This window comes from uncultured Gilvimarinus sp. (assembly GCF_963975215.1).
Lineage (GTDB): Bacteria > Pseudomonadota > Gammaproteobacteria > Pseudomonadales > Cellvibrionaceae > Gilvimarinus.
On the sequence record NZ_CAXBFW010000001.1, the window covers coordinates 1 to 13,861 of the forward strand.

Genomic DNA, 13,861 nt, shown 5'->3' on the forward strand with positions numbered 1-13,861 from the left:
CCACCGTCCACCGTCCACCGTCCACCGTCCACCGTCCACCGTCCACCGTCCACCGCATCTGACCTCAGACAAGCCGCATTAGCGGCTTTTAACAATCCCCGCCCAGCCGCCGCCCGAGGCGAGGTTGATGGTGAGTTTGTCACCGGCCTTTACGGTTTGGCTGTCGATTTTATAGTCTTCGGCAAAATGCTCGGTATTGATGCCGTCGCGCAGCGCGGTCAGGTTGAAGTTGCCCTCGCCCAAAAAGCTAAAGTCGATGGTTAAGGTGCGCGCGGTGTCGTCGGTCATGGCGCCTATGTACCAGTTATCACCTTTGCGTCGGGCCACCAGAATGTAGTCGGCCACTTGCGCATCCAGCACGCGGGTTTCATCCCAGTCGGCGGGAAACTGGCTGATAAACTCGGTGACTTTGGGCTCGCGGCGGTAGGTAGAGGGTGACTCGCACAGCATTTGCAGGGCGCTCTCGTACACGGCGTACATGGCCACCTGGTGAGCGCGGGTGCCAAGGCTGACCGGGCGATAGTGGCTGATGTGGTGATTGGCGGCGTGCGCGTTGCGCAGGGCACCGGGGGTAAAATCCATGGGGCCGGCAACCATGCGAATAAACGGCAAGGTGACTGTGTGCTCTGGGGTAATATCGGCGCTCCACTTGTTGTTCTCGTTACCTTTTACGCCCTCGTAGGTCATTACGTTGGGGTAAGCGCGGCGCAGGCCGGTGGGTTTAAAGCCACCGTGAAAGTCCACCAGCAGCTCGTGCTTGGCGGCTTCGCGGGCTATTTTCTCGTAAAAGTTCACCATGTACTGATCGGAGCGCTGCATAAAGTCGGTTTTGATGCCGGCTACACCCCATTCGCTGTAGGTTTTTAAGATGTTCTCATAGTCTTTGTCGAGTGGGCCCCACAGCGCCCAAAGAATAATCTCGACGCCTTTGCTTTGGCCGTAACGCACCAGCTCGTGCACATCGATGTCGGGGTTCATCTCCAGTAGGTTGGTGGTGGTTTTGGTCCAGCCCTCGTCCAAAATCACATACTCAAGGCCGTAGTCGGCGGCAAAGTCGATATAAGCCTTGTAGGTCTGTGTGTTTATGCCCGCCTTAAAGTCCACATCAAACAGGTTGTTGGCGTTGTACCAATCCCAGGCGATGCGGCCGGGTTTAATCCAGCTGTTGTCGGCCAGTTGGTTGTCGCGCGATAACAGCCACACCAGCTGACTCTCGATTAAGGCGCCGTCATCGTCGCTGATTACCGCCACGCGCCAGGGGAAGGTGCGCTCGCCTTGCGTGTCGGCCAGGGTATCGCCAAAGCTAAGGTTTTGGTTGCGGTCTTCCGAGCCGGCCATGGGGGTGGCCTCGGTAACCGTGGGGGTAAAGCCCGCGCTAAAACCGTCTTGCCCGGTGCCGTATAAAAACAGGCCGGGGTAGTCGTACAGGTCGGCTTCGGTGAAGACAATATTAATATCGTTAACGCCGATGTAGGCCGGCAGAGAGGCAAAGCGCTCGGGGGCGATATCGGCGACTTTTGCCGGTACGTACAGCCGCTCGTAGTGAGAAATTAAAGATTCCTCTTCTGGAAACAATGTGCTGGCACCGGCGGGAAAGTTAAGCGCCATGGTCTCGTCTGTGACGGTAATGGGCTGATCGTACTCACCCACAAAACGGTAGGCTACGCCGTCATCATAGGCGCGAAAATCAATACCAAAGTCGTTGTCAAAGCGCAGCGACAGCTCGCGGTAGTGCTCAACAATCGTGGCCGACTTATGTTTTACCACCGGCGTATGGCTGGTGTCGACCTGGTTGCGATCAACGCTAATCAATTTGCTGTCCTGGGTGATGTCACCGAGGCCTTTTAGCGTTAAGCCGATGGTGCTGTCAGTAATCACCGGTGCTTTGTCGAGTGTGGCAGACCAGCTGACGCTTTGCGCCACGTCGATACTAACGGTTAATCGCTCGTCCGGGGATTGCAGGGTAAAGGTTTCGGCATGAGCGCCGCCGGCGGCTAAACAAACTAACAGCGCACCGTGAGGTGCTAACAAACGCAGATGGTTCATGGTATGGGCCTATTCTTATCTCGCCTGATTGGGAGTCAGGGCAGCAATTAGTATGATTTATTAGCAGGTACTTTGCCGTTTCGTGTGGGCGAATACAAGCGCCAGAGGGCGAGTTAGGCTAAGGGATATGCAAGAAGTGTAAAGGAGGGGCGGCGCCTTAATCACACGTGTGATCAAGGCGCCGGACAAGCTAAAAGCTAAAGCGAAAAATCGTAGACGGCTCTGGCTCGTTGACGTCGCTGTGCAGCTTGATGCGGTTGTCGCTGTTGCGAATTTCATCCAGCACCGGGTCGTAGCCAAATTGCATACGGCTTTGCATCTTAACCCGGGTCTCATCGTCAATTTGCCAGCGAGGGTCTTCCGGTAGAGTGGGTGCGGTTTCCTTACGCCAGTTGGGCGCGGTGACCACAATCTCTTCCATTGCCCGATCGTCTGCGGCATTGCGGTTGCTGTCCTGGGCGACCGCTACCAGCGCGGTGCCGAGAAACAGGGTGATTATTAACGGAAATTTAAGCGCCATATTATTGCGCCTCCTTCCACTCCAGGCTGGTAAACCAGTAACGGGTACTTGCCGGCAACCATTTGTCGGCAGTGCGGGCAACAATCCACGCATTTAAAAAGTTTAGCAGTGATTGCTCGCCTTTGTGCACGGCCAGACCATTTTTATAGCTTAACAGCGGTGCATTCATAGGCAGGTCAATTTTTTTGCTGTTGCTGACCGAAAAGTAAGTCACCACGGGTTGGCTGGCAATGTAGGCGTGCGCTTTGCCATCCAATACCGCTTGCTCGGCGGCTTTAGAGGTTTCAAATACTTTTACCTCGGCGTTTTTAAACAGCGAGCTGGATACGTCAAAGGCGATGGTGTCGCGTACCACGGCAATGGTGAAGTCTTTGTTGTTCATCTCCGCCAGGGTTTTAACGTTGCGGGTTTTCTCGATATTGGCGGCTAAGCCAACGCCCGATTCCGAGTAGGGGTTGGTAAACTCAACCTGCAGCGCGCGCTTAGGGGTAATGGCCACACCGGCGGCGACCATATCGACTTTACCCTCGGCCAGCGATGGCAAGATTTTGTCCCACTCGTACTCGACAAACTCGACCTTAACGCCCATGTCAGCGGCAATTTTACGGGCTACATCTACATCAAAGCCGGTCAGCTCGCCTTTTTCGTTTTTCATGGTCCAGGGAGTGAACTGGGCGACCCCGACGCGGATGGTGCCGCGATCTAAGATGTCGTTGAGTGCGTCGGCACTGACGCCAGCGCTAAGGCAGCACAGGGCGAGGGCCGCCGTGCGAAAGAAGTTTTTAACAATAGATACCATGATTCACTCCATTTATTGATCAAGATATTGGCAGCCTGCGCGGCCGTGGTAAAACGTAATCCGAGTGTACACCAATTTTGTGCTGCGCCGGGCGTGGGTTATGAGTCGCGCTTGTCCCGGGGACGGCGATAGGCAGCCGCCTCGGGCGGTATCAGGTCGCCGTCCTCATCCAGCTCGGGGTAGGGCAGCTGGTGTTGTTTGCAGTAGCGCGCCATGTCTGGTTGAGCCCATTCAAACAGGGTTTTATGGTAATGGTCGTCTTCGCTGCAGCCGCGCTGGTAGTGCCCGGCCTGCTGCCGCTGGTGGAGTGCCTCCTGCAAAATAATACCGGCGGCGACACTGACGTTGTAACTCTCTACCAGGCCCATATTGGGAATAGTGACGTGGGCGTCCGCCTCGCGGGCGGCGTAATCGCTCAGGCCTTTTTTCTCGGCTCCCATCACCAGCGCAAACGGTTGGGTGTAGTCAAACTCGCGGTAGTGCACCGCCCGCTCGGACCAGTGCGCCGCTACCAAGGTAAAGCCGCGCTTGCGCAGGTGGGCAAAACCATCTTCAATGCGCTCGTGCACGCGCTGGCTGGTAAAGCGGCCAATACCGCCCGCGGTGTTGTGGTACACAATGTGGCCACGATCGGGCTTGACCATATGCACCTGACCGATGCCCGCCGCCTCAGCGGTACGCATAATGGCCGAGATATTCTGCCCCTTATGGACTTTATCGGTCAGTACCGTCATGTCGGGCTGACGCTGGTGCAACACTCTTATAAACTTCTCAAAACGCTCGCGGCTCATGGATGATCTTTCATTAATAGCGGAAAAAGCGTCATTATAGTGGCTAACCACCGGAGGTGATTATGAAAGCATCGGAATTTCTCAAAAAGTACGAGCGCGACCAGCAGGCGAAACAGGATAAAACCAACGAGAGCGAGGATGAAGATCACTCGCTGGAGCACAATGCCCGCGAGCGCGCGGCGCACCTGGAGCAAGGGCTTAACGTCGGCAGCCCTTTCGACTGGGAAGACCTGGAAAAGTACAAGCAAGAGCTTGAGCGGATGGAGCGCGAGGGGCCGGGCCGCGGTAAAAAAAGTGATAGCGACGAGCAATAGGCCCGCGATTTACATGGATAGGAGTTGTTAGTGGAGTGGATCTGGTTGCTGAGTTATCTCGCGCTGGGCGCCGTAACCGGTGTGTTTGCCGGGCTGCTTGGTATTGGCGGTGGCGGCATTATGGTGCCGGTGCTGAGTATGATGTTTACCGCCCAGGGTTTTAGCCCGGAGCACAATGTGCACCTGGCGCTCGGCACCTCGATGGCGGCCATCGTACCTACGGCGGTGGCCAGCGCTCGCGCCCACCATCGGCGCAAAGGGGTAGATTGGCACGCGGTGCAAGGCTTGGCGCCCGGCGTATTAGTGGGCACGTTTGCCGCCACTTTTATTGCCAGTTTTTTAAGTGCGGCGCCGCTGGCGATTTTCTTTGCGCTATTTATGAGTGCTGTGGCGCTCTATATGATTATCGGCAAACCGCCGCGCCCCGACCGCACGCTGCCCGGGCCGCCAGGGCTTGGTGCGGTGGGTACAGGTATCGGCGGTGTATCGGCATTAGTCGCTATTGGTGGTGGCTCGCTGACGGTGCCGTTTTTGGTGTGGTGCAATACGCCTATTGCCCGCGCGGTGGGCACCTCGGCCGCCGTAGGTTTACCGATCGCCGCCGCCGGTGCGGCGGGTTATATCGTCAATGGCTGGGGCCTTGCGGGTTTGCCCAGCCACACCCTGGGTTATGTCGTATGGCCGGCGGTGTTAGCGATGGCGCTGATGAGCTTTATGACCGCGCCGGTCGGTGCGCGTTTGGCGCATCGGTTGCCGGTGGCCGTGTTAAAGCGCATTTTTGCGGTAGTGATGGTGCTGTTGGCGGTGAAGATGTTGCATGGGGTTTTGGTGGGCTAGCGCTGTTGCTAAGAGCAAAATCTTATTCTTAAGTGTGTGGCCGTTATAAGATTGGCTACGGTACGGCCTTTGATTTGTGTGAGTTAATGGTTCGGCCTGGAGCGGAAAGTGGTGTCGGGCCAGGCCGAGATAGGTTAAGTCAAGATTTGACTCCTAAGTTTTTAGTTTGTTTTGAATAACTAAATTTTGCTGTGCGTATAAGCAGCGATAAGCCAAATAATATCGCAGGGCAAGAAATATAAAGCACGACGGCTCACTTTCATTTTTTTGATTTATGAAATTTTTCGGGATATTTTTAGCTGAAGCAGTAAGCTAATGACCAGACTTCAAGAGCTTTGTTGGGTGTGATAGGTTGCCAATGGTAAAGTAAGACGGCTTCTTTACAATATTACAAAAATACGTCAAGTATAATTTTATGCGAGATACAACAGTATGCTACAAGTGACTTCTAATATCTTTCTAGAAAAGATAGGTTGCCGGGCGTATTTTTCAACTCGCTCACTATTAAGCTGTTAAGCCCTTAGGAAAGTATGAGAGACGAACCAGAGTTAAAAGAGCTGTCAGAGTTTCTGAATGAATTCAATAAGGAGAGCGATAGAGGTGCCGCGCTTAACGCAGCTGCGGTACTTGATGACTGGATTTCCAATATATTGAAAGAGTTTTTGGTTGATAATAAGTCGGCAGAAAGTCTATTGGGTGGCTTTAATGCACCGCTAGGTACTTTTTCTGCTAAAGCGGCAGCCGCGCACTCACTGGGTCTAATTCAAGATAATGAAATTGAAGAAATTACCATAATACGAAAGATCAGAAACGAGTTTGGTCATAGTTGGAAAGGTCTCAGCTTTGAAAATCAAAAGATCAAAGATTTAACTTTTAACCTTCCTTGGCTTGGCCCTAAAGAATTAGAAGAAGAATCAACCGTAAGAGGTCGCTTTAATGCAGCGGTCGCTATTCTACTTACAGATCTAATGTGGCGCTCAAGATTGGTATCCAAAGAAAAAAGGCAGGTCAAAACGTGGCCCAACAAATCAAGAGACTAGGCTTAACAAGCGCCTGCTGTCGGACAGTCAAAAGCTCCGGTCAAAAAGCGGCCTACACTTTTGCCTACCGCAGAGCCGGGCGTTATGCACTTCACTATGCCGAGTATTTTAAATGAAGCGTAAGCCGAATGGCTCCTTCTATATAGAACTAGATACTTCCGGTAGGAAAAGCGTTACATCGATTCAATGGATGTGGTGTTAAACACTGTCGAAGCTAGATCTGCATTGCCTATTGATGAGATACAGTCCGAAAACAAAATTAAAATATCGATGTAATCCCCCCAATCATCCACAGCGATTACTCGTAGAAAATTCCATTAAAATAGGCTCAAAGAGTTTTCTATGAGAGGGTCACGTCACAGCGATAGCCAGATATTGGTGATATCGAAGCAGAGCGAGAGCCGCATTTCAGGCTCCCGGTCTTTAAGCGCCTGCCTGTCTTAATACATCCACCAACATTTTAATATGATCTTCCCGATCATTGAGCGCTGGTATGTAGTGGTATTGCTCGCCGCCGGCTTCAAGAAAAAACTCGCGGTTTTGTTCTTCTAGTTCTTCTAAGGTTTCTAAACAATCGGCGCTAAACGCGGGGCTTAGGATGGCGATATTTTTTACGCCTTGGGCGGGCAGTTCTTTTAGGGTTTGGTCGGTGTAGGGTTTTAGCCACTCGGCTTTGCCAAAGCGGGACTGGAAGGTGGTGATGCAGTCGTCCGGGTTGAGGCCGGCTTGCTCGGCGGCCAGGCGGGTGGTTTTAACGCAAAAGCAGTAGTAAGGGTCGCCTTTTTCCAGGCTGAACTTGGGGGTGCCGTGGTACGAGAACATCCATTTGTCGGGCGCGCCGTGTTCAGCTTGGTGCTCGTGTAGGGTGTTGGCGAGCGCGGCGGCGTAATCTGGGTGTTCGCAGTAGCCGCTTAAAAAGTGCAGCTCGGGCACCCAGCGCCAGTGTTGCAGCTCTTTGGATACCGCATCGAAGGTGGAGCCAACGGTGGCAGCGGCGTACTGAGGGTAGAGCGGAAGTACGATAATTTTGCGCACGCCGGCGGCTTGTAGCTCGGCCAGGGCGCTGGCGATAGACGGGTTGCCGTAGCGCATGCCCAGGGCGACTTTTACCTCGGAGCCCAAGTCTTTCGCGATGGCGTCGCGCTGGCGGCGGCTGATGGCCAGCAGTGGCGAGCCCTCGTCGGTCCAGATGCTTTGGTAGAGTTTGGCGGATTGCTTGGGGCGGGTATTTAAAATAATGCCGTGCAAAATCAGCAGCCAAAGCAGCCTGGGGATTTCGACGATGCGCGGGTCCGATAAAAACTCGGCCAAATAACGGCGTAAACCCGATTTAGTGGGGGCGTCGGGGGTGCCGAGGTTTGTTAATAAAACACCGGTGCGGGGGGTGGTTTTTACTGTGTCGTGGGCGTTGTCGGTGAGTGCCCGGTACCTTGCTGCCATGGTTTTGCCTTTGTGTTGTGGTTAACAGCTTGCTAGGCAAAGTTTACCAGCTGTGGCGCGATTTTACCGGATAGGATGTAAGTTTTCGCGTCGCTGTAGCGGGCGCGACCTTGCGTAACCCCTGCCTCTGGGAGCAGAGGCGGGGGCTCGGGTTTACTTAGATTGGGTTTACTCTTCTGGGCTCAGGCGCAAGATGGCGCCGTTGGAGTCATCGGTGAGTAAGTACAGGTAGCCCTCAGGGCCCTGAACCACGTGGCGCAGGCGCTTGCCCACCTCGTCTTGCAATAGGCGCTCTTCGTGCAGCACTCGCTCGCCCTCGATATCAAGGCGCGACAGGGTTTGGCCTTTTAAGCTGGCGACAAACATATCGCCCTGCCAATCGGGGAATTTATCGCCGGTGTAAAAGGTGAGGCCTGCGGTTGCCAGTGAGGGCAGCCAGTAGTACACGGGTGTCTCCATGCCGTCTTTTTTAAAGCCTTCGCCAATCTCGCCACCGCCGTAGTCTTCACCGTAGGTAACGACGGGCCAGCCGTAGTTTAGGCCGGCGCGGTCGATGTTAATTTCGTCGCCCCCTTGGGCACCGTGTTCGCCGCTCCACAATGCGCCGGTTTGAGGGTGAATTGCCGCGCCTTGCATGTTGCGGTGGCCGTAAGACCAGATCTCGGGCAGGGCGCCTTCGGTGTCAACAAAGGGGTTATCGGAGGGCACGCTGCCGTCGGTGTTAATGCGCACAACTTTACCGTGGTGGTTGTCCAGGGTTTGGGCGTCGTCTTTGCGCGAGTAGCGGTCGCCGAGGGTGACAAACAAGGTGCCGTCGCTGCCAAACACCAGGCGTGAGCCAAAGTGCGAGGTGCTTTTTACTTTGGGTTGCTGGCTAAAAATACGGGTGACATCGACCAGTTGATCGTCGTCTATGCGCGCCGAGGCGACGGCGGTACTGTTGCTGTCGCCATCTTCACTGGGCTCTGAGTAGCTAAAATAAATACGCCCATTAGTGGCGTAATCCGGGTCGATAGCGACATCCAGTAGCCCACCTTGCCCCTTGGCGACAATCTCGGGCAGCCCTTTTAGCGCTGGCCACACTTGTCCGTCAGCGCTAACCAGGCGCAAGTTGCCGGCGCGCTCGCTAACCAGCATGGTGCCGTCGGGTAAAAACGCCAGGCCCCAGGGGTTTTTTAGGCCCTCGGCAATGGTTTCAACGGCAAAATTGGCCCGCTCGCTGTCGATGACGGTTTTGCCGCTGGCGCTAAAAGGGGCGGCCAGTGCGGCGGCCAAGCCTAAGGCCGTCAAGGTGCGTGTCAACATGGTGACTCTCCTGTGTAATGTGGATCACTGGTTTGCTTCGATGCTTAAGTGTAACAGCCTTATTTGTTGTCTGGCGCGAGCTTGGCACAGGGTTGGTGGCGAAAACAGTCGGTGGTGTGATCGTTGACCATACCGGTGGCCTGCATAAAGGCGTAGCAAATGGTGCTGCCGACAAAGTTAAAGCCTTTGTTTTTTAAGGCTTTGCTCATGGCGTCGGACTCGGGTGTGGTGACCGGCACTTCGCTCAGGCTGTGCCAGTGGTTTTGTATTGGCCGGCCGCCGACAAAGCTCCATAAAAACACTACCCAGTCTTCGCCGTCTTGTTGCATCTGCAGGTAGGCGCGGGCGGCTTTGATGGCGCTTTCTATTTTGAGCTTGTTGCGAATAATGCCGGCATCCTGGCGCAACCGCTCGACGTCCTGCTCGGTAAATTGAGCTATTTTGCCCGGATCAAACTGACAAAAAGCCCGGCGGTAGCCCTCGCGTTTTTTGAGTACGGTAATCCAGCTAAGGCCCGCTTGGGCACCCTCTAAAATCAGCATTTCAAACAGCTCTTGGGCGTCGTAACAGGGTATGCCCCACTGCTGATCGTGATACTCCTGATAGATCGGGTCATCGCTGCACCATTGGCAGCGGGTGGGTTGTGTACTCACGGTATCTCCTGATGATTGACTTTACTTAACACAATCAAGTGGTCATAATGACCATAAGAGGGTGGTATAAAAAGTATACGACACTCTGCCCATTACAATAAAACTAATGATAGGTGATTTATGCGCACGCAACTTTTATGGCTGGCAGGGTTACTTGCCGCTACTTCACTCACGGCCTGCGGCGGTGGTTCCAGTGACGGAGACAGCTCCCCTAGCAGTTCCAGTGCCTCCTCGGTGGACTCCTCCTCATCAAGCTCGTCCAGCAGCTCGCAACAGAGCAGTTCGTCGTCATCTGTGGCAAGCTCGTCTAGCTCCTCGGTTAGCTCAGATAGCCCGATTGCGATTGAGCCAGATTTTGACCTTTACGCTACAACCCCGTCGGATTTTCCTGTGGGTGTAGCGGTATCGGCCGCCAATGAGGGTTACAGTATTTTCAATCACAGTGATGCCAGCGAGCGTCAGGATGTGATTGCCCGGCATTTCAGTCAGTTGACCGCCGGTAACATCATGAAGATGAGCTATCTGCACCCTGCCGAAGACACCTTTACCTTTGACGATGCCGACCAGTTGGTGGCATTTGCCGAGTCCAATGGCATGAGTGTTCACGGGCACGCGTTGGTGTGGCATTCCGGCTATCAGGTGCCGAGCTTTATGAACGGCTATGAGGGTGACTTCGCCGCTATGTTGGCGAACCACGTTAAAGGCATTGTCGAACACTTTAAGGCTGATTACCCCGGTGTTGTGACCAGCTGGGATGTGGTGAACGAAGCCGTGGATCAGGGGGCCAGTGACGGGTTCCGTCGCTCGGTGTTCTATAACGAGTTGCCACCAGCGGCTGAGGGTGAGATCCCCGAGTACATTAAAGTGGCCTTTCAGGCGGCGCGCGATGCTGACCCGAGCATCGATTTGTACTACAACGATTACGACAATACCGCCAATAGTACACGTCTTGCCAAAACACTCGAGATTGCCGAAGCCCTAAACAACGAAGGAACCATCGACGGTGTTGGTTTCCAGATGCACATCTACATGGGTTACCCTTCGCTTAATAATTTTCAAAACGCCTTTCAGCAAGTGGTGGACATGGGCTTGAAGGTCAAACTAACCGAGCTGGATATCGCGGTGGTGAACCCCTACGGTGGTGGTACCCCGCCTGCTTTACCGGAGTACGATGAGCAGCTGGCTGCCGACCAAAAACAGCGTTTTTGTGAAGTGGCCAAGGTGTATTTGGATACAGTCCCGGCCGATCAGCGTGGCGGGTTCACCGTCTGGGGGCTCACCGACGATGAGAGCTGGTTGATGAATCAGTTCGCCAACGCTGCCGGAGCTGATTACGATGATGTTTGGCCGTTGCTGTTTAACGCCGACCTCTCGGCTAAGCCGGCCTTACAGGGTGTGGCGGATGCCTTTAGCGGTCAGGGCTGCCTCTAAATTTTGACCCGACCCCGGTGCAACGCACTGGGGTCTCCCTCCGGTCGCCTTTGTGTGCTAAGTTGCAAGCTGGTATTCAGTCGCACTCTTTCTTAGTACGCAGGGCCATCCTACATGTTGATGTTCTACCCCGAAATTAAACCGTTTGCCCGCCACCAAATTCCCGTAGAAGCGCCACACGAGCTATATGTGGATGAGTCGGGCAACCCCGACGGTATTCCCATCCTGTTTGTGCACGGCGGGCCGGGGGCCGGGTGCGGTAAGTACGACCGGCGCTTTTTTGACCCAGAGCGCTACCGCATTATTTTGTTTGATCAGCGCGGTGCCGGGCGCTCTACCCCCCACGCCGAGCTTGAGGGCAATAGCACGCAAGCGCTGGTGGAGGACATCGAACGTATCCGTGTGGCACTCGATATCGATCGCTGGGCTCTGTTTGGTGGCTCGTGGGGCTCAACGCTTAGCCTGGTGTACGCCGAGACTTACCCAGAGCGTGTACTGGGGCTGATTTTGCGTGGCATCTTTTTATGTCGTGAGCGGGATTTACGCTGGTTCTATCAAGACGGTGCCAGCGCTATCTTCCCGGATTACTGGAAGGATTTTCTCGCCCCGATCCCCGAGAACGAGCGCCACGATTTAATGCACGCCTACTATCAACGCTTAACCGGCGATAACGAGCTGCAAAAAATGTCGGCGGCCAAGGCCTGGTCTTTGTGGGAGGGGCGCTGCGCTACCTTGCGCCCTAACCAGGATGTGGTGGATACCTTCTCTAACCCCTTTAAGGCGTTAGCCCTGGCACGCATCGAGGCCCACTACTTTGTGAACAAGGCCTTTTTGGAAGACAATCAAATTATTAAAAACGCCGATAAACTGGCGGGTATCCCCGGCATGATTGTGCACGGGCGCTACGATATGGTGTGCCCGTTGGATAACGCCTTTGCCTTGCAGGCGGCCTGGCCCGATGCCGAGCTGCAAATTATCCGCGACGCCGGGCACGCCTCGCGCGAGGCGGGTATTGTCGATGCGCTGATCCGCGCCACCGATGGTCTGGCGCGCAAGCTCAGCAACGACTCTGACCAAATGGCGTAACCGATGCGTGGTTTGATACAGCGTGTGTCTCAGGCATCGGTTTCGGTGGCGGGTGAGTGTGTTGGGCGTATCGATCAGGGCCTGGTATTACTGCTGGGCGTCGAGCGTGACGATACCCGCGAGCAGGCCGATAAACTTCTGCACAAGCTTTTACACTACCGCGTGTTTGCCGACGCCGACGATAAAATGAACTTAAACGTCGGCGAGGTGAACGGCGGAGTATTAGCGATATCGCAATTTACCTTAGCCGCCGATACCCGCAAAGGTTTGCGCCCGGGCTTTTCGGGTGCCGCTACCCCCGCGCTTGCCCAAGAGCTGTACGATCACTTTGTCGCCGAGCTTAACGCCCGGCACCCACGGGTGGCTACCGGTATTTTTGCTGCCAATATGCAGGTGAGCTTAACCAACGATGGCCCGGTCACCTTTTTATTAGAAGCGCGCGCTTAGTGTGCTGCCCGGCTAGCTAAGCGCGACTGTAAAACCGCACCATTAAAACTCTACGATAAAAGCAGGACTGACTATGACTCGATTAAAAGGATTTCTTGCCGCTTGTGCCCTGTGCGTTACGGCTACTACATACGCAGACAGCTATATCTGGCAGGTTAGCGATGGCGACAGTACGCTGTATATTGGCGGCACCATTCATATGTTAAAGCCCAGCGATTACCCGTTACCCACCGAATTCCCCGCCGCGTTTTCCGCCGCCGATAAAATTGTGTTTGAAACTAATATGGATGTGGTGAGTGACCCGGCGTTTAGCCAAAAGCTGCAGCAGGCAATGATGCTGCCCAAAGGTAAAACCTTGCAAGATCAGGTGAGCGAAAAAACCTGGGCTCGCCTAAGCGAGTATGCCATTAGTCGTCAGTTACCCCTTGCGCCTATGCAGGCGTTTCAACCGGCTTTTGTGGCACTGGCTTTTACCATGATGGAAATGCAAAAGCTGGGCTTCGGTGACGGCATCGACCAAAAATACTTTGCCCAGGCTAAGGCGCAGAACAAAACGTTAGGGGAGCTGGAAACCGCCGATGAACAGCTAAGCTTTATGGTTGCCATGACGGAAATGGACCCCGATTTATTTATTAACGCAACGTTAGACGACCTGGAGCAAATGGCTGAGCTGTTTGATCAGATGGTGGGCGAGTGGCGCGAGGGCGATGCGGATGAATTATTTGCCTTGATGGGTAAGCCGATGTTGGACGAGGCTCCGGCGCTGTACGATTTAATTTTAACCGAACGCAATAAAACCTGGGTGCCACACATAAAACAGTTGCTGGCGACCCCCGAAACCGAGCTGGTGTTAGTGGGCGCGCTGCATTTGGCCGGGCCCGATAGTGTCTTGCTTATGTTGCAGCAAGCGGGCTTAAGCGTTACCCGTTACCAGCCAGAATAACGCAAGCGGCTGTGTGGCGGGCGTAGCCCATCACCGTTTAAGGGAAACATCATGGCAGCGGCTCACATCTCACTCGCTCTACGGGGCTTCCAGGCTGGCCCGTACTCGTCGTTGCCACTTTTCGATGGGTGGTCACACACCTCCAAAATGGCGTCTAGATTACGAACCAGCCTGAAAGCCTGAGTACGTAAGGGTTTTTCAACAGCTTG

The 13,861-nt window shown here is 54.4% G+C and carries 14 protein-coding genes; 7 read left to right on the forward strand and 7 right to left on the reverse strand.

Going from position 1 to position 13,861, the window contains the following annotated elements; translation table 11 throughout:
- Positions 1-78: 78 nt before the first annotated feature.
- The 4 genes from AAC019_RS00005 to AAC019_RS00020 all read right to left on the reverse strand — a co-directional run bounded on the left by AAC019_RS00005 (position 79) and on the right by AAC019_RS00020 (position 4,156).
- A complete protein-coding gene (locus AAC019_RS00005; protein ID WP_339896485.1) occupies positions 79-2,046 on the reverse strand; it encodes a glycoside hydrolase family 97 protein in 1,968 nt (655 codons plus the stop codon).
- 190 nt (positions 2,047-2,236) lie between these two features.
- Entirely contained in the window at positions 2,237-2,566 is a 330-nt protein-coding gene (locus tag AAC019_RS00010) for a hypothetical protein (protein WP_339896486.1), read from the reverse strand.
- Position 2,567: 1 nt separating this feature from the next.
- Entirely contained in the window at positions 2,568-3,365 is a 798-nt protein-coding gene (locus tag AAC019_RS00015) for a transporter substrate-binding domain-containing protein (protein WP_339896487.1), read from the reverse strand.
- A 98-nt stretch (positions 3,366-3,463) separates the two neighbouring features.
- Positions 3,464-4,156, reverse strand: a complete 693-nt coding sequence (locus AAC019_RS00020) for a TrmH family RNA methyltransferase (protein WP_339896488.1) — start codon at positions 4,154-4,156, stop codon at positions 3,464-3,466.
- 62 nt (positions 4,157-4,218) lie between these two features.
- Here AAC019_RS00020 and AAC019_RS00025 point away from each other — a divergent pair, with 62 nt between their 5' ends.
- From AAC019_RS00025 to AAC019_RS00035, 3 genes are all read left to right on the forward strand, one after another.
- The gene (locus tag AAC019_RS00025) at positions 4,219-4,470 is read left to right on the forward strand and encodes a peptidase S14 (protein ID WP_339896489.1); all 252 of its coding nucleotides are present in this window, start codon (positions 4,219-4,221) and stop codon (positions 4,468-4,470) included.
- Between the two features lie 30 nt (positions 4,471-4,500).
- A complete protein-coding gene (locus tag AAC019_RS00030) occupies positions 4,501-5,307 on the forward strand; it encodes a sulfite exporter TauE/SafE family protein (RefSeq protein ID WP_339896490.1) in 807 nt (268 codons plus the stop codon).
- 530 nt (positions 5,308-5,837) lie between these two features.
- Entirely contained in the window at positions 5,838-6,347 is a 510-nt protein-coding gene (locus AAC019_RS00035; RefSeq protein ID WP_339896491.1) for a hypothetical protein, read from the forward strand.
- A 423-nt stretch (positions 6,348-6,770) separates the two neighbouring features.
- Here AAC019_RS00035 and hemH read toward each other — a convergent pair whose 3' ends face one another.
- From hemH to AAC019_RS00050, 3 genes are all read right to left on the reverse strand, one after another.
- Positions 6,771-7,787 (reverse strand): ferrochelatase, encoded by a 1,017-nt coding sequence (gene hemH, locus AAC019_RS00040; protein WP_339896492.1) that lies wholly within the window; start codon positions 7,785-7,787, stop codon positions 6,771-6,773.
- Positions 7,788-7,955: 168 nt separating this feature from the next.
- Positions 7,956-9,092 (reverse strand): PQQ-dependent sugar dehydrogenase, encoded by a 1,137-nt coding sequence (locus AAC019_RS00045; protein ID WP_339896493.1) that lies wholly within the window; start codon positions 9,090-9,092, stop codon positions 7,956-7,958.
- Between the two features lie 59 nt (positions 9,093-9,151).
- Complete coding sequence (locus AAC019_RS00050) at positions 9,152-9,745, reverse strand: DNA-3-methyladenine glycosylase I (protein ID WP_339896494.1); 594 nt, start codon at positions 9,743-9,745, stop codon at positions 9,152-9,154.
- A gap of 120 nt (positions 9,746-9,865) precedes the next feature.
- On the opposite strand from AAC019_RS00050, the gene AAC019_RS00055 reads away from it, so the two are divergent.
- The 4 genes from AAC019_RS00055 to AAC019_RS00070 all read left to right on the forward strand — a co-directional run bounded on the left by AAC019_RS00055 (position 9,866) and on the right by AAC019_RS00070 (position 13,652).
- Complete coding sequence (locus AAC019_RS00055; RefSeq protein WP_339896495.1) at positions 9,866-11,176, forward strand: endo-1,4-beta-xylanase; 1,311 nt, start codon at positions 9,866-9,868, stop codon at positions 11,174-11,176.
- A gap of 114 nt (positions 11,177-11,290) precedes the next feature.
- The gene (pip, locus tag AAC019_RS00060; protein WP_339896496.1) at positions 11,291-12,262 is read left to right on the forward strand and encodes a prolyl aminopeptidase; all 972 of its coding nucleotides are present in this window, start codon (positions 11,291-11,293) and stop codon (positions 12,260-12,262) included.
- A 3-nt stretch (positions 12,263-12,265) separates the two neighbouring features.
- Complete coding sequence (dtd, locus tag AAC019_RS00065) at positions 12,266-12,709, forward strand: D-aminoacyl-tRNA deacylase (RefSeq protein WP_339896497.1); 444 nt, start codon at positions 12,266-12,268, stop codon at positions 12,707-12,709.
- 73 nt (positions 12,710-12,782) lie between these two features.
- Complete coding sequence (locus AAC019_RS00070; RefSeq protein ID WP_339896498.1) at positions 12,783-13,652, forward strand: TraB/GumN family protein; 870 nt, start codon at positions 12,783-12,785, stop codon at positions 13,650-13,652.
- Positions 13,653-13,861: the final 209 nt, after the last annotated feature.